Origin of the sequence: Neisseria sp. P0018.S001 (genome assembly GCF_051957355.1) — a bacterium.
Classification (GTDB): Bacteria; Pseudomonadota; Gammaproteobacteria; order Burkholderiales; family Neisseriaceae; genus Neisseria; species Neisseria subflava_A.
On sequence record NZ_JBQCWN010000011.1, the window covers coordinates 22,435 to 45,100 of the forward strand.

Sequence of the window (22,666 nt, forward strand, 5' to 3'; positions counted from 1 at the left end):
ACGGCTTATAATAAGATTATCATTTAAAAATAATGTAGTTTTATTTCTATATAAGCGAATAGCCAGTAGATATGGGTTATCAATAACCAAGTGATTTAATATGTTATTAAATTCTATTTAAATCAATAAGGTATGAAAATGATATTGTCTGGATTATTCATTTAAAAGCACTATTACACTATTGAAGGCCGTCTGAAAAATCGGTCTCTTAAAAAATAAACAAACCCTTCCTACCATGACTCCCGAAAAGGAACACAATCATGACCGTCATCAAGCAAGAAGACTTTATCCAAAGTATTTTCGATGCCTTCCAATTCATCAGCTACTACCATCCTAAAGACTACATTCAGGCTTTGTATAAGGCTTATCAAAAAGAAGAAAACCCTGCCGCCAAAGATGCGATGGCGCAGATTTTGGTCAATAGCCGTATGTGTGCTGAAGGCCATCGCCCGATTTGTCAGGATACCGGTATTGCGACCGTATTCTTGAAAGTGGGCATGGATGTACATTGGGATGCTGAGATGAGCGTACAGGAAATGGTTAACGAAGGCGTACGCCGTGCATACACCTATCCTGATAACAAATTGCGCGCCTCAGTATTGGCCGACCCGGCTGGCAGGCGTCAAAATACCAAAGACAACACCCCTGCCGTTGTACACATGGAAATCGTAAAAGGCGACAAAGTCGAAGTCACTTGCGCAGCCAAAGGCGGCGGTTCTGAAAACAAAACCAAAGTTGCCATGCTCAACCCTTCAGACAATATCGTTGATTGGGTATTGAAAACCGTTCCTCAAATGGGTGCCGGCTGGTGTCCTCCGGGTATCTTGGGTATCGGCATCGGCGGTACGCCTGAAAAAGCAGTATTGATGGCCAAAGAAAGCCTGATGAGCCATATCGATATTCAGGAGCTCAAAGAAAAAGCCGATTCCGGTGCAGAATTGTCTACTACCGAAGCCCTGCGCTTGGAACTCTACAAAAAAGTAAATGCCTTGGGTATTGGCGCACAAGGTTTGGGCGGTTTGAGCACCGTGCTGGATGTCAAAATCCTTGACTACCCAACCCACGCGGCTTCCAAACCGATTGCTATGATTCCAAACTGCGCAGCTACCCGCCACATCGAATTTGAATTGGACGGCTCAGGCCCGGCCAAACTGGAAGCCCCGTCTTTGGAAGACTGGCCGGATTTGACTTACAGCCCTGACAACGGCAAACGTGTCGATGTCAACAATCTGACCAAAGAAGAAGTGGCTACATGGAAAACCGGCGACGTATTGTTGCTGAACGGTAAAATCCTGACCGGCCGCGATGCCGCGCACAAACGTTTGGTTGATATGCTCAACAAAGGCGAAGAATTGCCGGTAGATTTCACCAACAAACTGATTTACTATGTCGGCCCGGTTGATCCAGTCCGTGACGAAGTTGTTGGTCCGGCCGGTCCGACTACTTCCACCCGTATGGATAAATTTACCCGCCAAATGCTGGAACAAACCGGCCTCTTGGGTATGATCGGTAAATCCGAACGCGGCGCAGCAACTTGTCAAGCCATAGCCGATAATAAAGCCGTTTACCTGATGGCTGTCGGCGGCGCGGCATATCTGGTTGCCAAAGCCATTAAAGCGTCTAAAGTCTTAGCGTTCCCAGAATTGGGTATGGAAGCGATTTACGAATTTGAAGTCAAAGACATGCCTGTTACCGTTGCGGTGGATAGCAACGGCGAATCGGTTCACGCCATTGCGCCAAAACAATGGCAGGCAAAAATCGGTATTATTCCGGTTGAAGCTTGATATTTGACTGAATAATCAAAGGCCGTCTGAACGATTTCAGACGGCCTTTTTTGCTTACAAATAATTCAAATGTTTTCAAACGAGTAAATTTCCTTTTCTAAAAAGCACTTGTCAAAATCAGCGTTTGAAACTAAAATTTACAGCTTATCGAGTCGGAGTGTGGCGCAGTCTGGTAGCGCACTTGCATGGGGTGCAAGGGGTCGAAGGTTCGAATCCTTTCACTCCGACCAAAGAATTGGAAAGAGCCGTTTTAAAAACGGCTCTTTTTTCGTTTGGATGATTTATCTGAATAATGTGTCCAAATAGATTTTAAAACTTAATACCAATGCCGTCTGAAACAAAACCTGCTTTCTCAAAGCAGGTTTTGTTGTTTATAAAGCAGGCTATTCGGTACTATCTTTCAGCGCGTCTTTATAAGTATAAAGATAAGAAGCGCCGACAAAGGATGCACCACCGATGACATTGCCCAGGAATACGGGAATCATGTTGAAGAAAAATTGCCCCCACGTGATGTTTGCACCTGCCAAAATACCTGCTGGGATAACGAACATATTGGCGACAAGGTGTTGGAAGCCGTTTAATACGAAAATCATGACAGGGAACCAAATGGCCAGCATTCGTCCGGTTGTGTTTTTAGCAGCAAAGTGCAGCCATGCACCCATGCATACCATCCAGTTACATGCGACCGCCGATACAAAAGCGCGGCCGAAATCCATATGGACTTTTGCTTCCGCTACGGCAATGGTTTTTTCTGCCATGCTGCCTTCAATCATACCGACATAGTATCCGAGGAAAAAAGCCATCGCCAGCGTGCCCACCAAATTGCCTATACAGACAATAACCCAGTTGCGCAGCAGCATTTTGGAGGAAATCCGTCCGGCCAATCTGCCTAAAGACATGATCATCATGTTGCTGGTTACCAGCTCGCCGCCGCCAAGCAGAATACAAATCAAGGCAATTGGGAACACAGCGGCACCGAGTAAAGTCGCAACTCCGCCCCATTCGTGCGGAATGCCGCTGACTACTTTTAAATAGGCAAGATAACCGAAGCCGATGTATCCGCCGGCCAAAACACTCAAGATTGCCAGTGTGGGAATGCTGGATTGTGCTTTGGCGCAGCTTTTGTCGAGAACAACCTGTAAAATTTCCTGTGGGTATAAATCGCGCGAAGCCATGATGTTCCTTAAAGTGGATTGAGGAGGAAACGCCGTTTCAAAAGTGGCGCAAACTGTCGCGGTAGAGCAGTGTTATAGGGAGCCGGTGTACGGTCTTTGTTTTATCAATCAGCCTGAATTAAACCTAAAAAACAGATACTTCGCCTTGCTTTAGCTCAAAAGAAATATTATTACATTTTGCTTCTGTATGAAAAAAGGCCGTCTGAACGTTGAGGTTTCAGACGGCCTTGTTTTGAATTTTTAAACTTACAAATGAGCCAGCTTTGCATTGCCTTCGCGAGGGATAGGGCGCGGATTGCCTTGTGAATCGATGGCGACGTAAGTGAACACGGCTTCGGTGACCAGTTGGCGGTCTTCCGTTACCATATCGTTCATCAAAGTCTTCACCCATACTTCGATTTTCAGTTGCAAAGAAGTATTGCCTACTCGGACGCAATGACCGTAGCAGCACACGACGTTGCCGACCTTTACCGGTCTGATGAAATTCATTTCTTGAACAGCCACGGTTACAATTCGTCCCTGTGCGATTTCTGCCGCCAAAATACCGCCGCCCAGATCCATTTGCGACATAATCCAGCCGCCGAAGATATCCTGATTAGGATTGGTATCGCGCGGCATGGCTACCGTACGCAATAAAAGTTGTCCTTCTGGTGCCGGATGGGTTTGTTTGTTGTCAGCCATAAATAATCCTGTCAAAAAAGTGTTATTTTACGCCATTTGTGGCGATAAACCTATGTAGGCCGTCTGAAAAATCAGAAGGCAAAGTGTTACAATCAACATATTCATCAGACAAAGGAGAAAGATTATGCATCCGATTCAAGAACCACGAAATAGCGGCCTTTTGCGCGTATCCGACATTCACGAAATCTACTGGGAGGAATCAGGCAATCCGGATGGCCACCCCGTGATTTTCCTGCATGGCGGCCCCGGAGCAGGGGCATCACCGGCCTGTCGTGGCTTTTTCAATCCAGAGCATTTCCGCATCGTTATTATCGACCAACGCGGTTGCGGACGTTCCAAACCCTATGCCTGTATCGAAGACAACACCACATGGGATTTGGTTGCAGATATTGAAAAAGTGCGCGAAATGCTCGGTATTCAAAAATGGCTGGTTTTCGGCGGCTCATGGGGCAGCACCTTGTCGCTGACTTATGCCGAAACCCATCCCGAGCGCGTCAGCGGCTTAGTTTTGCGCGGTATTTTCCTGTGCAGGCCGTCTGAAATGGCATGGCTAAACGAAGCAGGCGGCGTCAGCCAAATTTATCCGGCTCAATGGCAAAAATTCATTGCCCCCGTAGCCGAAAACAAACGCCAAGCCCTAATCAAAGCCTACCATGAAATGCTGTTCAGCGAAGATGAGGCCACGCGCCTCAAAGCGGCTAAATCATGGGCAGACTGGGAAAGCTACCTTATTCAGTTTGAACCTAAAGACGTAGATGAAGACCCGCAAGCTTCCCTTGCCATCGCAAGAATGGAAAACCATTACTTCGTGAACGAAGGCTGGCTGCAGGGCGATAAAGCTATCTTGGCAAACATCGACAAAATCCGCCATATCCTAACCATCATCGTCCAAGGCCGCTACGACCTATGTACCCCGATGCAAAGCGCGTGGGAACTCTCGCAAGCCTTCCCTGAGGCAGAATTGAGAATCGTCCAAGCAGGCCACTCTTCTTTTGATCCTTCGCTTTCCGAGGCTTTAGTGAAAGCAGTGGAGGATATTAGAAGTAAGTTATAAAGGTTAATAAATAACAATGCCGTCTGAAAAAGTTTCAGACGGCATTTTTTCTATTTATATATTAAATTTAATATCATATTATCATTGCATGATATCAGTTTGAATTTTTTTAGAATTTCAATATGAAACCCCTAATTTACTATGCTCATTTTGCCCAAGATGAACTCGGCAATCTCTTGCCTTACGAACATTGGCAAACCTTGCAAAACCATTCGGTCAATGTTGGCGAAATGGCGGCGGAGTTTGCCCGCGTATTTGGTGCGCAGGAAATTGCCTACCAGACGGGACAGCTTCATGATTTAGGGAAATATTCGGAAGCCTTTAACCGCCGATTGCATGGCGGCCCAACAGTCGATCATGCTACCGCCGGAGCCAAAATTGCTATCGAGCGTTGGGGAAAAGTTATTGGTAAGCTGATGGCGTTTTGCATTGCGGGGCATCATGCAGGGCTGGCAAATGGAAACGGTGAAGGCGATAACCGCCGCACGTTAAAGCAGCGTTTGGCATTGCAATTTGGTGCAGATATTCCCACTCTCGATAATCTGTGGCAACAAGAAATCAAGCTCCCTCAAAACCTATCCGCCCCACCACTCAAAGCCGATGCGCATCATCCTTTTTTCTCCTACGCCTTCTTCACTCGAATGCTCTATTCCTGCTTGGTGGATGCCGATTATCTCGACACAGAAGCCTTTTATTCAAAGCTAGAAAACAAAGTCATCGAGCGCGGCGGTTATCCTGATTTAAACGCCTTACAACACAATTTCAATCAATTTATCAACGCTTTCAGACAACGTATCGCCCAAGCTCCAGAGCAAACTGAAGCCGAAAAACTTAATGCCGCCTTAAACCGCCTGCGCAGCGAGATTCTCGATCATGCCGTAGAACAAGCGACACAAGCGCAAGGGCTGTTTACGCTCACTGTACCGACCGGCGGCGGCAAAACTTTCACTTCCATGGCATTCGCGCTGGAACACGCCAAACAGCACGACATGCGGCGCGTCATTTATGTCATTCCGTTCACCAGCATCATCGAGCAAAATGCCGCCGAATTTCGCAAAGCCTTTGGCGAATTGGGCGAACAAGCTGTGTTGGAACACCACAGCACCTTCGACGACGGCAAACTGCAAAATGAGGCCACCAAAGACAAATTGCGCCTTGCCTCGGAAAACTGGGACGCGCCGATTGTCGTGACCACCGCCGTGCAATTCTTCGAATCCCTCTTCGCCGACCGCTCCTCGCGCTGCCGCAAGCTGCATAACATCGCAGGCTCCGTCATCATCCTCGACGAAGCGCAAATGCTGCCGCTCAATCTTTTACTGCCCATCATTCAAGCCATCAAAGAATTGGCGCAAAACTACCGCAGCAGCGTCGTCATGTGCACCGCCACCCAGCCAGCCGTGCAAGCCGAAAACGGCTTCTATCGCGGCTTTGAAAATGTGCGTGAAATAGCCCCAAAACCGACCGCACTTTTTGACAAACTGCGCCGCACCAGCGTGCAACACATCGGCACACAAACCGACGCTGACCTGCTCGCCAAACTTGGCGAACACTCGCAAATGCTCGTTATCGTCAACAACCGCCGCCACGCCCGCACCCTGTACGACCAAGCCAAACACCTTGACGGCACGTTCCACCTGATCACCTTAATGTGCGCCAAACACCGCAGCCAAAAGCTCGATGAAATCCGAGGCCGTCTGAAAAACGGCGAATCCTGCCGCGTTATCGCCACCTCCTTAATTGAAGCCGGCGTTGATGTGGATTTTTCGCTGGTGATGCGTGCCGAAGCAGGCTTAGACAGCGTTGCCCAAGCCGCAGGACGCTGCAACCGCGAAGGCAAAAGGCCGTCTGAAAACAGCTTTGTCTGGATATTTACGCCAGAAGAACAATGGAAAGCCCCGCCTGAACTTGCCACCCAAGCCGCCGTTATGCGCCTGACCGCCGACAGCTTTTCAGACGACCTCTTATCCACCCAAGCCGTCGCAGCCTACTTCGCCGAGCTTTATCAATTAAAAGGCAGCGAACTGGACAATAAAAAAATCCTGAAAATGCACAACGATACAGGGCAAAGCCTCGATTTCCCATTCCAAACCATCGCCGACAAGTTCCGCATGATCGAAAGCCATATGCAGCCGCTGATTATTCCGTTCGATAACGAGGCCGAAAACCTCATTAGCAGCCTGCACCATGCCGACCACATCGGCGGACTCTTACGCAAACTGCAACCCTACACCGTCCAAATCCCCGAAAAAGCTCTCGCCGCTTTATATAAAGCAGGACGTATCGAACCGATTAACGAGAAAAACTTCGGCAAACAGTTTTATACGCTGATTGGACTGGATTTGTATGATGACGTGGCGGGTCTTTCTTGGGAAGATACGGAGTTTTTGAAAGGGGAGAATTTGGTGTTTTAAAGAAAATTATTTTGATTAATTGAGAAGATAATTACATAGGAATTCAGAATGGCTAAAGATATTACACAACTTGATGACTATACAAAATTAAAAAAACTTGCTTCTGCCCTTTGGCAACAAAATAACTCTTATCATGGTGCAGCTATTATGATAGGTGCTGGTTTTAGTAGAAGCGCTGCGACAACAGGAGATACCAATAAAAAGCTTCCACTTTGGTTTAACTTTTCTGAACTATTAACTAAAGAATTGAGTTCAAATAGCTCAGATCCATTACGACTAGCTGAAGAATACAATGCATATTTCGGTAAACAAGCATTACATGATTTAATCAAAAAGGAAATTAATGATTCAGCCTGGATGCCGGGGGAACTACATAAATCCTTATTAGAATTACCATGGTCAGAGATTTTGACTACAAACTGGGATACTTTGCTCGAACGTGCTTCAGAAGAAATTCATCAGCCTGTATATAGTATTGTTTCAAAACAGGAAGATCTTTCAAGTGCAAGATCACCTCGTATCGTGAAATTGCATGGCACTATTGATGTAAGTAAAGATTTGATTTTTACTCAGGAAGATTATCGTAAATATCCGCAACAATATGCAGCATTTGTGAACTTTGCTCGGCAAGTATTTATTGAAAATGAACTATGTCTAATGGGGTTCTCTGGAGATGATCCAAATTTCTTACAGTGGGCTGGTTGGGTTAGAGATCATTTAACTAGCCATTCTAGACGGATTTACCTCGTTGGAGCTTTAGGATTAAATTCTTCAAAACGGAAATATTTAGAGTCACTCAATATCGCACCTATAGATTTATATAGCTTGGTTAAAGATTATGATGATGCAGATATGCGTCATTTTAAGGCCACAGAAATATTTTTTCAGACCTTGCAAAAACTAAAACCTAAGAATAAATGGGAATGGGAGCCAAGTCAGCTACATCGAACAGAAATGACAGAAGAAGAGCTAAATAGGAGTTATCAAGATCATGAGTATGCAGCTCATCTTCTTGAAGGACAATTAGTTTCTTTAGAAAAAGATAGATTGTCTTACCCAGAGTGGTTGGTATGTCCAAATCGATTGAGATTCACCTTACATATGCAATTAACATATCCTTGGCCTAATCCTGATAATTTGTCAAGAATGAATAAAGATTCAAGAGCTAAGCTGCTGTATGAAATAGCTTGGCATTATAAAGTAACTTTTGAAATTCTTCCAAATTGGTTGGTAAATGAACTGCTAACAGTATGTAATCTTGATAAACCTTGTTGTTTAACAAAGAAACAACAATTAGATATTGCGCTTCTTTTATTGAAAAATACACGTTGGATGGAACAGTCAGAAAGTAAAGATATTATTCTAATAACAAGACGTATATTGGAAAAAGGAAAAGAATATTGGACAGAGATTGATAACGAATTGTCCTATTATTCCGCTATTTTAGCGCGGGATTCATTTGATTATCCAGCTTTAGAGAAATATGCAGAAGAAATTACTACCAATGATCCAATTTGGAAGTTGAAAAAAGCTTCTTTATTTGCAGAGCTTGGAAATTTTGAAGAAGGTAAACATTTAATAAGTGAAGCATATAGTGATTTACTTAAGCAGTATAGAAACAATCATGGTTCTATTTATTTGCTCTCTCGTCTAGCTTGGGCATACTGGTTAGCTAGAGGTGTTAACTTGAGTGAACTGGAAGAGAAAATTAGAATTTTCTCTTTTGATTATAAAGAATCTAAATGTGATCCTTGGGATTACATAGAACACATGCAGGAAAAAATTACCAAAAAATTAGCAAAGCAACAAGAACAAGAGATTGAGCCTTTATTTGAACCAGGGCATTACAAAGATAACTCCAATACTGTAACTTTGAGTAATGAATTACACCCGCTACTTCTACTAGAAAGTATATCTAATACTGTTGGACTACCATTACGTTGGCAGCATACAAATTTTCTTGTCGATTCAGCTGCAAAAATTGCCGAATTAACTGAAATTGATAATACCCAACGTTTCTCTCTTGCTATTAGAGCCGCCAGTAGTGAGACATCTAATGTCTTAAAAAGAGTATTTTCTAGAATTAAAATTGCGTGTTTATCTCAGGACGAGGCTAATTTTTTAATAGAAAAAACTATATCCTCAATTGAATATTGGTCTGAAAAGCGAGAGGCTCAATCGAGCATAAGCGGTATTATACGCCATGCAATTGACCGCTTACGTGTTTTTATTGAAGTATTAGCTAGAATTTCTGTAAGAGCAACATCTGAACAAGCTAAGCAAATTTTTCGCTTAGCAGTTTCTTTAGGGCGGAATAATAAACTACAACACTTAGGGCTATTTGATTCAATTAAGGACTTAATTAAATTTTCTCTTAAAAGTATTCCTGACGCTGAGCAACATGAGGTGTTACTTGATGCATTATCTTATCCACTTGAAACAGAAATTCAAAAAAATGAATATGGTAAGTGGGCTAATCCTGTCATAGATAATCCGGGTGAGCGTAAGCAAAATATTGATATTGATAAACGCATTGGTGAAATTATAGACAGTATAGAAAAAAACTCTTCTAAAAATGCTCCAGCATTGTTAAGACTATTACCTTTAATAAAGAGTAAGTTCCTTACCGAAAAAGAATGCAGACAAATTGCATTAAATATATGGGGAGATAATCCTGATTATAAAAATATACCTAAAACAGGATTGCTTAATTACGTTCTACTTGAATTGCCAAACATGGATTCTTTGTCTGTAAAAGCATTAGTTAGGGAATACTTATTTGAACAGAAAGAAGAAAACTTGTTTAAATTGGATTTTTTAATGGATGTTGCTAATTCGGCACTTGGAAAAAATGTTAAGGAATTGCCAAGTCAAGAACAGGCTGTGAATTATTTCGAAAAACTAACCTCTTGGAGATTACCCGAAAAAGATGATAGTGAAATAGGGTTTTCTAAAAATATAAATTCTAAAACGGCTGAATTAATTAGTGAAGTATTAGCGCGTTCTATTGTTCCTGCATTATCAAAAGAAGCATTAACTGAAGAAAACTTCCAGAAGTTGAGTGATATGCATATAGCACTTGATAAACCGGAAATTCTGATGGCGTATCCATATTTTGCTGCATCAGATGAAATGTTTGTTGGCAGAGTTGAAGGTTCTATAAAGAAAGGTTTTCAATCTATAGAATCTAATAAATTAGCATATACCTCTTATGCTCTTCTTACTTGGAGGGAGCTCCAAGATTCACCAGTTATAAACAAATTAATTAAGCGATTGATTTATATAATTGGTTCAAATCAAAAACAAGGATTAGCAGCACTTCTTTGGACGGCTAATCAAATGTATAAAAAAGAATATCTTTCAAACGAAGATATTGAATCGCTAAGTGAAATTCTTCCTGTTATTTTTGATAGTACAAGTTACGAGAGAATTCCACCATATAATCAAGAATCTGTAAGTATTTCACTTGTTCGTGCTGCTTGCGTTAGGTTAGCAAGAGATCTTTTAAATAAAGAACAAAATAATGATATGGAGCTAAAAAGAATATTGGAAATGGCAAAGAATGATCCTCTTCCAGAAGTAAGATTTGCAGAAATTACAGATATATAAAAATATCATTCAAAAGTGCGGTCAATTCTCCCAACGTTTTCAAAACGTCGTCTGAAACCGCACTTTCCAACCAAAAGGAGAACCAAATGAACCAAATCCGCCTACACATTTGGGGCGATTATGCCTGTTTTACCCGTCCGGAGATGAAGGTGGAGCGGGTGTCTTATGATGTCATCACGCCGTCGGCGGCGCGCGGGATTTTGGCGGCGGTGCATTGGAAGCCGGCGATTCGGTGGGTGATTGACCGGATTTATGTGTTGAAGCCGATTCGGTTTGAGTCGGTGCGGCGCAATGAGTTGGGCGGCAAGATTTCGGCGGGTAAGGTCAGCGGCGCGATGAAACGCAAGAGCATTGCCGATTTATATACGCTGATTGAAGACGACCGCCAGCAGCGCGCGGCGACGGTGCTTAAAGACGTGGCTTATGTGATTGAAGCCCATGCGGTGCTGACGCCAAAAGCGGGGGCGGATGAGACCGTTACTAAGCATATCGAGATGTTCAAACGCCGTGCGAAAAAGGGACAATGCTTTCAGCAGCCTTGTTTGGGCGTGCGTGAATTTTCTGCCGATTTTGCGTTGATTGACGAAGGCGATCCGCTGCCGCCATCGGCGTTATCGGAAAGCGAGGCAAACCGCGATTTGGGCTGGATGCTGCACGATATTGATTTTGACCATGGCAACACGCCGCATTTTTTCCGCGCACAAATGAAAGACGGCGTGATTGATGTGCCGCCGTTTTACGCCGAGGAGGTAAAAGCATGATTCTTGCGTCCCTTGCCTGCTATTACCGCCGTTTGGCAGCGGAAAACGATGAAATGGGCAGCCCAAAAGTGCCGCCTTATGGCTTTAGCGAGGAGAAAATCGGCTGGATTTTGATGTTGGATAAAGAAGGTCGTCTGAAAACCATTGTGCCGAATCTGACTGTCGATAAAAAGCCGCAGCCGAAGCTGATGAGTGTGCCGCGCCCTGAAAAACGCACATCAGGCATCAAACCGAATTTTTTGTGGGATAAAACCGCATACGCGCTCGGCGTGGAAGCCAATAAAAACAAAGCCGAAGCCAAAGAAAAACCGTTTACGCCGTCTGAAAAAACTTTTGAAGCCTTCAAGCAATACCACCTCGATTTACTGCAAAACAGCGAAGATGAAGGCTTGCAAGCCTTATGCCGTTTTCTGCAAAACTGGCAGCCTGCACATTTCGCTGCCGAAAATCTGCCAGCCGAAATGCTTGATGCCAACATCGCATTTTCTTTTGAAAAACCGACTGCACTTATCCATAAACGCGAAGCCGCGCAAAGCTTGTGGGCAGGCTGCCTGAAAAGCGATGAAGCGCTCGAGGGTTTGTGCCTGATTAGCGGCGATACTGCCCCGATCGCACGGCTGCATCCTGCGATTAAAGGCGTATTTGGCGGGCAAAGCTCCGGCGGTTCGATTATTTCATTCAACAAAGAAGCCTTTGCTTCGTTTGGCAAGGAGCAAGGCGCAAATGCCCCTGTTTCCGAACAATCCGCCTTTGCCTACACCACCGCGCTGAACTATCTGTTGCGCCGCGAAAACGATCACTGCTTGATCATCGGCGATGCCAGTACGGTCTTTTGGGCGGAAGCGGACGATAACGCGACTGCGCAGGCTGCCGAAGGCTTCTTCGCGCATGTGTTCACGCCGCCGGATGACGAACAAGAAAGCGCTAAAGTTTTCAATGTGTTGGAACAAATCGGCAAAGGTCGCCCGTTGCAAGAAATTGCGCCCGAACTTTCTGCCAATACCCGTTTTTATATCTTAGGGCTTGCCCCTAATGCCGCGCGGATTTCTGTTCGGTTTTGGCTGAATACCACGTTTGGGCAGCTGGCGGAAAATTTGGCATGGCACTGGCGGGATTTAAAAATTGAACCGCGCCCGTGGAAAACGCCGCCTTCTATTTGGCGCTTGCTGTTGCAGACGGCGGTTTTAGGCAAAAGCGAAAACATCTCGCCCATATTGGCAGGTGAAATGACCCGCGCCGTGATTTGCGGTACACCGTATCCCTTGAGTTTGCTGTCGCAACTGATTACCCGAATTTGCGCCGACGGCGACGTGAACGGTCTGCGCGTGGCAATGATGAAAGCCGTATTAGAGCGGCGTTTTAGAAAAGGTTTTATCGAAGAAGGAGTTCCTATGAGTTTGAACAATGAAAGCCCGAATCGCGCCTATCTTTTAGGGTGGCTCTTTGCCGTGTTGGAGCGCATTCAATATCAGGCGTTGGGCGAATTAAATGCCGGCATTGCCGACCGCTATTACGGCTCCGCATCCGCCGTGCCGTTTTCGGTTTTTCCGCGCCTTTTGTCGGGTGCAAAACACCATTTATCGCGCTTGCGTAAAGACAAAGCCGGCATGGCGGTGAATTTGGATAAAGATTTGGGCGAAATCATTGCCAAACTGCCCGAAACCTTTCCGCGCCATTTGAGCATTGACGAGCAAGGTCGCTTCGCTATCGGCTATTACCATCAAAAACAAAGCTATTTTGCTAAAAAAGAAACCGCTGAAACCATTGAAAACTAAGGAGCCAGAAAATGTCTGCCATTCAAAACCGCTATGAATTTGTTTACTTTTTTGACGTAACCAACGGCAACCCCAACGGCGATCCCGATGCGGGCAATATGCCGCGCCTTGACCCCGAATCCAGCAAAGGCTTGGTAACCGATGTCTGCCTGAAACGCAAAATCCGTAATTTTGTCGAAATCAGCAGCGAAAACGAAGCCGGTTACGAAATCTACGTCAAAGAAAAAAGCGTGTTAAACCTGCAAAACAAACGCGCTTATGAAGCACTTGGCATTGAATCGGAAGCAAAAAAACTGCCAAAAGACGAAGCCAAAGCCCGCGATATTACCGCATGGATGTGCAAAAACTTCTTCGATATCCGCACCTTCGGCGCCGTGATGACCACCGAAGTCAACAGCGGACAAGTGCGCGGTCCGGTGCAACTGGCGTTCGCCCAATCCATCGACCCCATCGTGCCGCTGGAAGTTTCCATCACCCGCATGGCAGTCACCAACGAAAAAGACTTGGAAAAAGAACGCACTATGGGGCGCAAATACATCGTCCCTTACGCACTCTACCGCGTGCATGGCTTTATCTCCGCCAACCTTGCCGCCAAAACCGGTTTTTCAGACGACGACTTAGCCAAACTCTGGCAAGCCCTGACGCTGATGTTTGAACACGACCGCTCCGCCGCCCGTGGCGAAATGGCAGCGCGTAAATTGATTGTTTTCAAACACGACAGCGCACTCGGCAGCCAGCCTGCACATAAATTATTTGACGCCGTGAAAGTCGAACGCATAAACGGTGAATCAGGTACGCCGGCAAGCAGTTTTGGCGATTACAACATCAGCGTGGTTTCAGACGGCCTCAATGGCGTGAGCGTGGAAGAGTTACTTTAAAAATACTTAAAAAGATGACCGCACTTTCAACCAAAACCCAAGGGGAAAATCAGGACCTGCGCCTGATTCCCCTTTCCGCCCTACAACACTACGCCTTTTGCCCGCGTCAATGTGCGTTGATTCATAACGAGCAGGCGTGGGCGGAGAATTATTTGACCGCGCAGGGCAAGGCGCTGCATGAGCGGGTGGATTCGGGCGAGCCGGAAACGCGCAAGGGCGTGCGTTTTGAGCGGACAGTGCATGTGTCAGCGGAGAAGCTGGGTATCAGCGGAGTGTTGGATCTGGTGGAGGTGGATACGAAAACAGGCCGTCTGAAACCTGTGGAATACAAACGCGGCAAGCCAAAACCCGACCCGATGGATGAAATTCAGCTTTGCGCCCAAGGCTTGTGCTTGGAAGAAATGACGGGGCAAACCGTCTCTGAGGGCGCGCTGTGGTATATGCAAACTCGCCACCGCGTCCCCATCGTGTTTTCAGACGACCTGCGCGCCCAAACTCTCGCCACCATCGCCGCCGTGCGCGAACTCCTAAACAGCGGCCAAACCCCGCCGCCCGACTACGGCAAACGCTGCAAAGCCTGCTCGCTGGTGGAGATTTGCCAGCCAGAGTTGCTGGGGAAACAGGATAGGAGTGTGGGGTATGTGATGAGGTTGTTTGGGGATTGAGAAAATTGATGAACGTATAATATGTTATGTTGTGAATCTATCTAAATTTAAATAAGGAAATTTTTTCATGGAAATGCCTAAAACACATTTTGATTGTATCCAATATCTTAGGCCAGAGTTATTAATTGAAGCAAAGAAAGATGTCAAAGAATTATTAAATATAGATAGGAAGTCCCCTATATTAAGTATTGATGAGTATGAAAATAGATTAAATTCATATTTGGAAAAAGTAATCAATGATACTCTACAAGTTGCCGCAGATAATATTGGGGTTTCTCTAAATTTTATTAAAAATAATATAGATGATTTACCAGAGTTCTTTAAAAATCATCTATTTGCTCTAGGTAGTACTATTAATTATGAATATCATTTCATAGTTAATTTTCTATTAGCTGGTAGAAAAACATTTTTCTTTTCTGATGCTATCAGTCAAAAGCTCTTACATACAGAAATTAATGTGCCAGCTAAAGAGATACAGCTACCTTTTTTTAGTTGCCAATTAGTATTCACGGAAAGAGAAATTATAGATGCATTCTATACAAAAGCTCTTAAGGATAATCCTGACTTAACTGTTGATTATTCTTGCCCTATAAGTGTTTTTGTTACCTTATTTGATGATTGTGATGAATTGGATGGCAGAAGAATTATTTTTAACTCATACCATAGTAAATATCCAGATACAATTTTTCTAATGCAGAAAAGGGAATTGTTTCTTGGTAATGATTGGAACTTAGAGCAAAGCTTAAGAACAGATTGGGAGAATCTTACCCCCAATAATTTGGGATATGGCTCATTTTACAATGATGGAAATATCAGTAAATTAGAAGATGATCTTTTTTATACAGATGGATTACTTTTTTATCGGATTATATTGAATGCTATTTTATATGTAATTTCAAGTAAGGCTGATTTCCCTAAAAAAGAAAGTCAAATTAGAAAAATAGAAAAAAAGATAGCAAATGCAAAATCATTTCTTAAAAAAGAGAGATTAAATCAAGAGACAAAAGCAATATCTAGTCTTGATTATTTTGAGGTTGGATTAAGTGAGCAACAAATAATTTTAAAAAATCAGCATGATAATGAAAATTCTGAATCTGTTGATTATTCAAGATTAGACCGAAAAATTTTACGTAGATTTATGGTTAGAGGGCATTGGAGAAATCAACGTTATGGTTCGGGTTTGACAGAAACTAAGTTAATTTGGATTAAACCATATATCAAAGGAGATGAATTAGCAGAGGTTATAAATAAACCTTATGTAATTAAAGAATAAAAATACCGAAAAATCCAAACTGAGGTCGTCTGAAAAACAATATTTGGGAAGCCAAGCTATTTCGTTGGGTTACGGAGCTCTATCTACCCCAACCTACCGATAATTTTCAGGCAGCCCAACTATCGCCCCCAAAAGTACGGTCAAAATCCAAGGAATCTACTCATGCGCAAACTGCAAAATACGCTCTACATCACCACCCAAGGCAGCTACCTGCATAAGGAGCGGGAGACGCTGGTGGTGGAGCAGGAGCGCAAGAAGGTGGCACAATTGCCGGTGCATTCTATCGGGCATATTTTCTGTTTTGGGAATGTGCTGGTGTCGCCGTTTTTGCTGGGGTTTTGCGGCGAAAATAATGTAAATTTGGCGTTTTTTACCGAAAACGGACGTTATTTGGGGCGGCTTCAGGGGCGGCAGAGCGGCAATGTGCTGTTGCGTCGAGCGCAGTATCGGGTGTCGGAGCAAAATCCCGTGCCGATTGCGCGTAATATCATTGCGGCAAAGATTCAGGCGAGTAAACGGGTGCTTCAGCGGCAGATTCGCAATTACGGCGAGAATGCGGCGATTCAAAGTGCGGTCGATGCTTTGAACATTTCGCTGCGGCAGTTGAAGGGCGCGGACGGGCTGGACGTGGTGCGCGGCATTGAGGGCGATGCGGCGGCGCGTTATTTCGGCGTATTCGGGCAGCTTTTGAGCGAAAAAAGCGGCTTTACTTTTGACGGGCGCAACCGCCGTCCGCCCAGAGACGGGGTGAATGCGCTGTTGTCGTTTGTGTACAGTCTGTTGGGCAAGGACATTAGCGGCGCGCTGCAAGGCGTGGGGCTAGACCCGCAGGTGGGCTTTCTACACGCCGACCGACCGGGGCGCGACAGTTTGGCGCAGGATATTTTGGAAGAATTCCGCGCGTGGTGGGCGGACAGGTTGGTGTTGTCACTGATTAATCGCGGGCAAATAAAACCACAGGATTTTGTTGCCGAGGCAAGCGGCGCGGTAAGCTTAAAAGCAGAGGCGCGTAAGCTGTTGTTCCAAGCTTTGCAGGCGAAAAAGCAGGAGAAAATCGTTCATCCGTTTTTGGGCGAGGAAGTGGAAATCGGGCTGCTGCCGTATATTCAGGCCATGCTGTTGGTGCGGCACTTACGCGGAGATTTGGCAGAATATCCGCCGTTTTTGATGAGATAGGTTTGCAGGCCGTCTGAAAACGGGTTGGACATTTTCAGACGGCCTCTAAAGCAGCCTGCATATGGGAATGCAAAATGCTAATGCTGATTACTTACGATATTTCGCTGGAAGACGCGGAAGGACAGGCAAGACTGCGGCGCGTGGCGAAATTGTGTCTGGACTACGGCGTGCGCGTGCAGTACTCGGTATTCGAATGCGACATCGTACCCGACCAGTGGGTTGTTTTAAAAGACAAACTCTTGAAAACCTACAACTCCGAAACCGACAGCCTGCGCTTTTACCATCTGGGCAGCAAATGGCGGCGGAAAGTGGAACACCACGGCGCAAAACCGTCGGTGGATGTGTTTAAGGATACCTTGATTGTGTGAATCGCCAACCTGAGGTTCTCATGAAAATGCGGCAGGGTTGGCGAACTTGGATTGTTCTTTAACAATCAGGATATTGCGAATGCAGGTGTAACAGAAAAGGCTGTGTTATACTCGCGTTCACGCTTTTCTCGGGAGCTTAGCGAAATCGGGGCTGTGAAACCTGACAGAGCAAGGCTTTTGAGAGGGGCTCCAGCCGCCTTTAGGCGGCTGTGTGTTGAAACAATCCCTATAAGGATGAACAGCACACCGTACAACTCAGCCGCCTTCAGGCGGCTGTGTGTTGAAACCTGAACCGCCGAAGCCACATCTATCAGAAGATGACTCAGCCGCCTTCAGGCGGCTGTGTGTTGAAACTTCGCGCATCAGGCGCGTGCCGATGCGCGTGAACCCAGCCACCTTCGGGCGGCTGTGTGTTAAAACAACCAGCGCGATGTTGCCAAATTCGGCGGCTGTGTGTTGAAACCGCAAGGGCGATATGATCGTGATTTCCAACCGTCCAGCCACCTTCAGGTGGCTGTGTGTTGAAACCGCCCATGATGCTAAAGCAACCTTGGAAAAGCTTGACAGCCACCTTCGGGTCGCTGTGTGTTAAAACTCTAGCAGCTACAAACTTTATGCCGACCTATCCCGTCAGCAGCCTTCGGGAGGCTGTGTGTTCAAATATCGTCCAAGCAGGCCGCTCTTCTTTTGATCCTTCGCTTTCCGAAGCTTTAGTGAAAGCAGTAGAGGATATTAGAAGCAAGTTATAAAGGTTAATCAATAACAAATGCTGTCTGAAAAAGTTTCAGACGGCATTTTTTCTATTTATATATTAAATTTAATATCATATTATCATTGCATGATATCAGTTTGAATTTTTTTAGAATTTCAATATGAAACCCCTAATTTACTATGCTCATTTTGCCCAAGATGAACTCGGCAATCTCTTGCCTTACGAACATTGGCAAACCTTGCAAAGTCATTCGGTAAATGTTGGGGAAATGGCGGCAGAGTTTGCGCGAGTATTTGGGGCACAGGAACAGGCCTGCCAGATGGGAAAGTTGCATGACTTAGGGAAATATTCGGAAGCCTTTAATCAACGATTGCATGGCGGCCCATCAGTCGATCATGCTACCGTTGTAGTCAAAATTGCAAAAATGCTTGCTTTAGAGTGGAGGTCAAAGTATAACCTGTTGTTATCTCACTTAGGCTAGATAACTTTATTAATGAATTAAAAGGCAAAAATAATGGAAAATAAACAAACCAATTCAACCATCAAATCTCGTGCTGCGGTAGCATTCGCTCCAAATCAACCCTTACAAATTGTAGAAATCGACGTAGAAATGCCGCGTAAAGGCGAGGTGTTAATCCGTAATACCCATACTGGCGTGTGCCATACTGATGCGTTTACGTTATCAGGAAGCGATCCAGAAGGCGTATTCCCTGTGGTGCTTGGGCATGAAGGTGCGGGTGTGGTCGTTGCTGTGGGCGAAGGTGTGTCAAGCGTAAAACCGGGTGATCATGTCATTCCTCTTTACACCGCTGAATGTGGCGAATGTGAGTTTTGCCGTTCAGGTAAAACTAACTTGTGCGTCTCAGTGCGTGATACACAAGGTAAAGGTTTAATGCCGGACGGCACGACGCGTTTTTCTTATCAAGGTCAGCCGATTTATCACTATATGGGCTGTTCGACTTTCAGTGAATACTCAGTTGTTGCCGAAGTTTCACTGGCAAAAATCAACCCGGAAGCCAACCATGAACATGTATGTTTGCTCGGCTGCGGCGTTACTACGGGTATTGGTGCGGTACATAACACGGCAAAAGTGCAAGAAGGCGACTCTGTGGCCGTGTTTGGCTTGGGGGCGATTGGTTTGGCTGTGGTGCAAGGTGCGCGTCAAGCCAAAGCCGGTCGTATTATTGCCATTGATACTAATCCTGCAAAATTCGAGTTGGCAAAACAGTTCGGTGCAACGGATTGTTTGAACCCGAACGATTACGATAAACCGATCAAAGATGTGTTGTTAGACATCAATAAATGGGGCATTGACCATACCTTTGAATGTATCGGCAACGTAAATGTAATGCGTCAAGCATTAGAAAGTGCACACCGAGGTTGGGGACAATCCATTATCATCGGCGTAGCAGGTGCAGGACAAGAAATTTCAACTCGTCCGTTCCAGTTGGTAACAGGTCGTGTTTGGAAAGGCACGGCGTTTGGTGGCGTGAAAGGCCGTTCTGAACTGCCGAAAATGGTCGAAGATTCAATGAAAGGCGACATCCAGTTGGAACCATTTGTGACCCACACAATGACGCTCGATCAAATTAATGAAGCCTTTGAGTTAATGCATGAAGGTAAATCGATCCGCGCTGTTATTCATTACTAAGGTACGCGATGAAACTGATTGAACAACATCAAATTTTTGGTGGTTCGCAACAAGTTTGGGCGCATCATGCCCAAACGCTTCAATGCGAAATGAAATTTGCCGTCTATTTGCCGGATAATCCAGAGAATCGACCGCTTGGTGTGATTTATTGGCTTTCCGGATTAACGTGTACGGAACAAAATTTCATTACCAAATCAGGCTTTCAGCGTTATGCGGCAGAACATCAAGTGATTGTGGTTGCCCCCGATACCAGCCCTCGCGGAGAGCAAGTGCCGAACGATGATGCTTACGATTTAGGGCAGGGTGCGGGTTTTTATCTTAATGCGACCGAGCAGCCTTGGGCGACGAATTATCAAATGTATGATTATATTTTGAATGAGTTGCCTAGTCTGATTGAGGAAAATTTTCCTACCAACGGCAAACGTTCGATTATGGGACATTCAATGGGCGGACATGGCGCATTGGTATTGGCATTGCGAAACCGAGAACGTTATCAAAGTGTTTCTGCCTTTTCGCCCATTTTGTCGCCAAGCCTCGTGCCTTGGGGAGAAAAAGCTTTTACTGCTTATTTAGGGGAAGATCGTGAAAAATGGCAGCAATATGATGCCAGCTCGCTCATTCAACAAGGCTATAAAGTGCAAGGTATGCGCATTGATCAAGGCTTGGAAGATGAGTTTTTACCAACACAATTGCGTACCGAAGATTTTATCGAAACCTGTCGTGCGGCAAATCAACCGGCCGATGTGCGCTTCCACAAAGGCTATGATCATAGCTATTACTTCATCGCCAGTTTTATTGGCGAGCATATTGCCTATCATGCGGCATTTTTGAAGTAAGTCGAAGAAGTGATTCGTGAATCGACCAAACGTTGGTATGAACGTTAATTTTTCATGTTAAGGAAAATAAAAAGGCATCAGATTGATGCCTTTTATTTTTATAAATAGTAATAAAAGTACTATTAAAATTATATATTTACTAGAATCAGCATAAGGAGGATTTTGCAAAATCTTCTTGCTCACTCTACTTAAATATCTCCCCATTCCAATCCGAATCGCTGTAAATATTTCCTCAATCGGTCGCTGTCATTGACTTTTGCCCTTTCTGTTCGGGAGACATTGAACAATGCACGGCCGGCGGCGGCCATGTTGGGATGTTTGCGGCATTCGTCGATGACGTGTTGCAGTTGTAGTTTATCGAACAAATCCAATGTGTCCCAATTGACTTTATCGGGGTAGTCTTGTGTTTTTTCAGACGGCCTTTTATGTAAGAGGCCGTCTGAAAAGGGTTCTTCCGACCATAACCATTTGAGGCGTTCGATTTCGGCTTGGACTTGTTCTACCTGTATCCTGCCTTGCGGCGCGAGTGTGGCCAGGCGCATGATGCTGGCGGCGAGGTCGCGGAAATTGCCGCGCCATGGTGCTTGGTTGGAGTGGGCGAAGTCGAGGTAGGCGGCCAGGGCTTCTTTGTTGAAGCGGGTGGTTCGGCCGAGTTCTTGCGAGGCTAGGGAGAGCTGGTGTTCGACGTTGGGCTCGATGTCTTCGCGGCGGTTGGCGAGTGCGGGTAGTGGGTAATTCCAGATGTTGATGCGGGCGAACAGGTCTTCGCGGAAGCGTCCGGCGCGGATTTCGTGGCGCAGGTCGCGGTTGGTGCCGGCGATGAGTTGGAAGTCGCTTTTGACTTCGCTGTCGCTGCCGACGGGATAAAAGTGTTTTTCTTCAATGGCTTTGAGCAACATGGCTTGCTCGTCTAAGCCCAATTCTCCGATTTCATCTAAAAACAATACGCCGCCGTCGGCAGTTTTCAAATAGCCTTCACGTTTTTCTGCGGCGCCTGTAAAGGCGCCTTTTTTGTGGCCGAACAGGGCAGATGCTGCGCCGTCGCCGCGAAGGGTGGCGCAGTTTACATCGACAAATGTGCCTTTAATCAAATGGCGCGCTTTTTTCAATTCAAAAATCCTGCGTGCCAGCATGGATTTGCCTGCGCCTGTCGGGCCGGAAAGCAGAATGGGGGAAGGGGAGTTGAGCGCGACTTGTTCGATTTCGGCAATCATGCGGTTGAAAGCGGCGTTTTGGGTGGAAATACCGCTTTTCAGGTAGCGCACTGCGTCATCGCGTACGGCGGCAAGGCGTTCTGCCAGTACGTCGTAACGAGCCAAGTCTAAATCGATGATTTCATAACTGCCGACATTGCCGTCCTCCATACTGCGTCTTTGATTTTTCGGCGGCGCAGTCTGCAACAGCACGCCGGGGATTTGGCGCGATTCCACCAATAAAAACAGGCAGATTTGCGCGACGTGCGTACCCGTGGTGATGTGGGTGAGATAAGTTTCTTCTTCAGTATCAAATGTATAGCCCGCCGCCCAATCGTGCAGTTTGGTGTAAACCTCAGAAAAATCCCACGGGTTTTCCAGCTCCATAGGCACGAGATTGACGGCGGTGTGCGGCGACACCTGCTGAATATCGGCTTTTACATGATCCGCCAGTTCGCGGTATTTTTCCGCATAAAACAGCTCCATGCGGTCAAGATGAAAATCCTGACGCTGATTCATGGCGACATTCGGCCGCCACTTCTGCCAACGCCCTTGACCGAAACCGCTGTCCAATACCGTACCGAGAAAGCTGACGGCGACTTGTTTTTTGTTACTCATCTTTTATTCCGTTTATTCCGTTTGAGTCTCAGACAGCCTTGTATTC

The 22,666-nt window shown here is 45.6% G+C and carries 17 protein-coding genes, 1 tRNA gene and 1 pseudogene; 15 read left to right on the top strand and 4 right to left on the bottom strand.

The features are described 5' to 3' along the window. Positions 1 to 260: 260 nt before the first annotated feature. Complete coding sequence (locus tag ACTHTJ_RS08315; protein WP_070585540.1) at positions 261 to 1,784, top strand: fumarate hydratase; 1,524 nt, start codon at positions 261 to 263, stop codon at positions 1,782 to 1,784. A 153-nt stretch (positions 1,785 to 1,937) separates the two neighbouring features. Further along, a tRNA-Pro gene (locus ACTHTJ_RS08320) sits at positions 1,938 to 2,014 on the top strand. Between the two features lie 153 nt (positions 2,015 to 2,167). Here the strand turns inward: ACTHTJ_RS08320 and ACTHTJ_RS08325 are convergent. Further along, positions 2,168 to 2,959 (bottom strand): formate/nitrite transporter family protein, encoded by a 792-nt coding sequence (locus ACTHTJ_RS08325; protein ID WP_070585541.1) that lies wholly within the window; start codon positions 2,957 to 2,959, stop codon positions 2,168 to 2,170. Positions 2,960 to 3,205: 246 nt separating this feature from the next. Beyond that, on the bottom strand, positions 3,206 to 3,640 hold the full coding sequence (gene yciA, locus ACTHTJ_RS08330) for an acyl-CoA thioester hydrolase YciA (protein WP_070585543.1): 435 nt from the start codon (positions 3,638 to 3,640) through the stop codon (positions 3,206 to 3,208). A 124-nt stretch (positions 3,641 to 3,764) separates the two neighbouring features. On the opposite strand from yciA, the gene pip reads away from it, so the two are divergent. From pip to cas2, 10 genes are all read left to right on the top strand, one after another. Then, positions 3,765 to 4,694 (top strand): prolyl aminopeptidase, encoded by a 930-nt coding sequence (gene pip, locus ACTHTJ_RS08335; protein WP_049323425.1) that lies wholly within the window; start codon positions 3,765 to 3,767, stop codon positions 4,692 to 4,694. A 122-nt stretch (positions 4,695 to 4,816) separates the two neighbouring features. Then, entirely contained in the window at positions 4,817 to 7,105 is a 2,289-nt protein-coding gene (cas3, locus tag ACTHTJ_RS08340) for a CRISPR-associated helicase Cas3' (RefSeq protein WP_440360914.1), read from the top strand. 48 nt (positions 7,106 to 7,153) lie between these two features. Next, a complete protein-coding gene (locus ACTHTJ_RS08345; protein ID WP_070585548.1) occupies positions 7,154 to 10,714 on the top strand; it encodes an SIR2 family NAD-dependent protein deacylase in 3,561 nt (1,186 codons plus the stop codon). Between the two features lie 86 nt (positions 10,715 to 10,800). Beyond that, the gene (gene cas5c, locus ACTHTJ_RS08350) at positions 10,801 to 11,475 is read left to right on the top strand and encodes a type I-C CRISPR-associated protein Cas5c (RefSeq protein WP_070585550.1); all 675 of its coding nucleotides are present in this window, start codon (positions 10,801 to 10,803) and stop codon (positions 11,473 to 11,475) included. Then, positions 11,472 to 13,250 (top strand): type I-C CRISPR-associated protein Cas8c/Csd1, encoded by a 1,779-nt coding sequence (cas8c, locus tag ACTHTJ_RS08355; protein ID WP_070585552.1) that lies wholly within the window; start codon positions 11,472 to 11,474, stop codon positions 13,248 to 13,250. The genes cas5c and cas8c overlap by 4 nt, the downstream gene beginning before the upstream one ends. Positions 13,251 to 13,261: 11 nt before the next feature. After that, entirely contained in the window at positions 13,262 to 14,128 is an 867-nt protein-coding gene (gene cas7c, locus ACTHTJ_RS08360) for a type I-C CRISPR-associated protein Cas7/Csd2 (RefSeq protein ID WP_440360915.1), read from the top strand. 14 nt (positions 14,129 to 14,142) lie between these two features. Further along, positions 14,143 to 14,793, top strand: coding sequence for a CRISPR-associated protein Cas4 (gene cas4, locus ACTHTJ_RS08365; protein ID WP_070585556.1), 651 nt, complete (start codon positions 14,143 to 14,145; stop codon positions 14,791 to 14,793). A 67-nt stretch (positions 14,794 to 14,860) separates the two neighbouring features. Continuing rightward, the gene (locus tag ACTHTJ_RS08370) at positions 14,861 to 16,066 is read left to right on the top strand and encodes a hypothetical protein (RefSeq protein WP_070585559.1); all 1,206 of its coding nucleotides are present in this window, start codon (positions 14,861 to 14,863) and stop codon (positions 16,064 to 16,066) included. Between the two features lie 162 nt (positions 16,067 to 16,228). Then, entirely contained in the window at positions 16,229 to 17,242 is a 1,014-nt protein-coding gene (cas1c, locus tag ACTHTJ_RS08375) for a type I-C CRISPR-associated endonuclease Cas1c (protein ID WP_070585561.1), read from the top strand. Between the two features lie 74 nt (positions 17,243 to 17,316). Continuing rightward, entirely contained in the window at positions 17,317 to 17,610 is a 294-nt protein-coding gene (gene cas2, locus ACTHTJ_RS08380; protein ID WP_070585563.1) for a CRISPR-associated endonuclease Cas2, read from the top strand. A gap of 255 nt (positions 17,611 to 17,865) precedes the next feature. Here the strand turns inward: cas2 and ACTHTJ_RS08385 are convergent, their stop codons facing one another. Next, a complete protein-coding gene (locus tag ACTHTJ_RS08385) occupies positions 17,866 to 18,078 on the bottom strand; it encodes a hypothetical protein (protein ID WP_168162040.1) in 213 nt (70 codons plus the stop codon). A 404-nt stretch (positions 18,079 to 18,482) separates the two neighbouring features. Here ACTHTJ_RS08385 and ACTHTJ_RS08390 point away from each other — a divergent pair. The 3 genes and pseudogenes from ACTHTJ_RS08390 to fghA all read left to right on the top strand — a co-directional run. Next, positions 18,483 to 18,743 (top strand): annotated as a pseudogene (locus ACTHTJ_RS08390) (HD domain-containing protein); the annotation flags it as partial. 93 nt (positions 18,744 to 18,836) lie between these two features. Next, the gene (locus tag ACTHTJ_RS08395; protein WP_070585568.1) at positions 18,837 to 19,973 is read left to right on the top strand and encodes an S-(hydroxymethyl)glutathione dehydrogenase/class III alcohol dehydrogenase; all 1,137 of its coding nucleotides are present in this window, start codon (positions 18,837 to 18,839) and stop codon (positions 19,971 to 19,973) included. Between the two features lie 8 nt (positions 19,974 to 19,981). After that, entirely contained in the window at positions 19,982 to 20,809 is an 828-nt protein-coding gene (fghA, locus tag ACTHTJ_RS08400) for an S-formylglutathione hydrolase (RefSeq protein ID WP_070585570.1), read from the top strand. 188 nt (positions 20,810 to 20,997) lie between these two features. Here fghA and rtcR read toward each other — a convergent pair whose 3' ends face one another. After that, on the bottom strand, positions 20,998 to 22,620 hold the full coding sequence (gene rtcR / locus ACTHTJ_RS08405) for an RNA repair transcriptional activator RtcR (protein ID WP_440360916.1): 1,623 nt from the start codon (positions 22,618 to 22,620) through the stop codon (positions 20,998 to 21,000). Positions 22,621 to 22,666 lie beyond the last annotated feature (46 nt).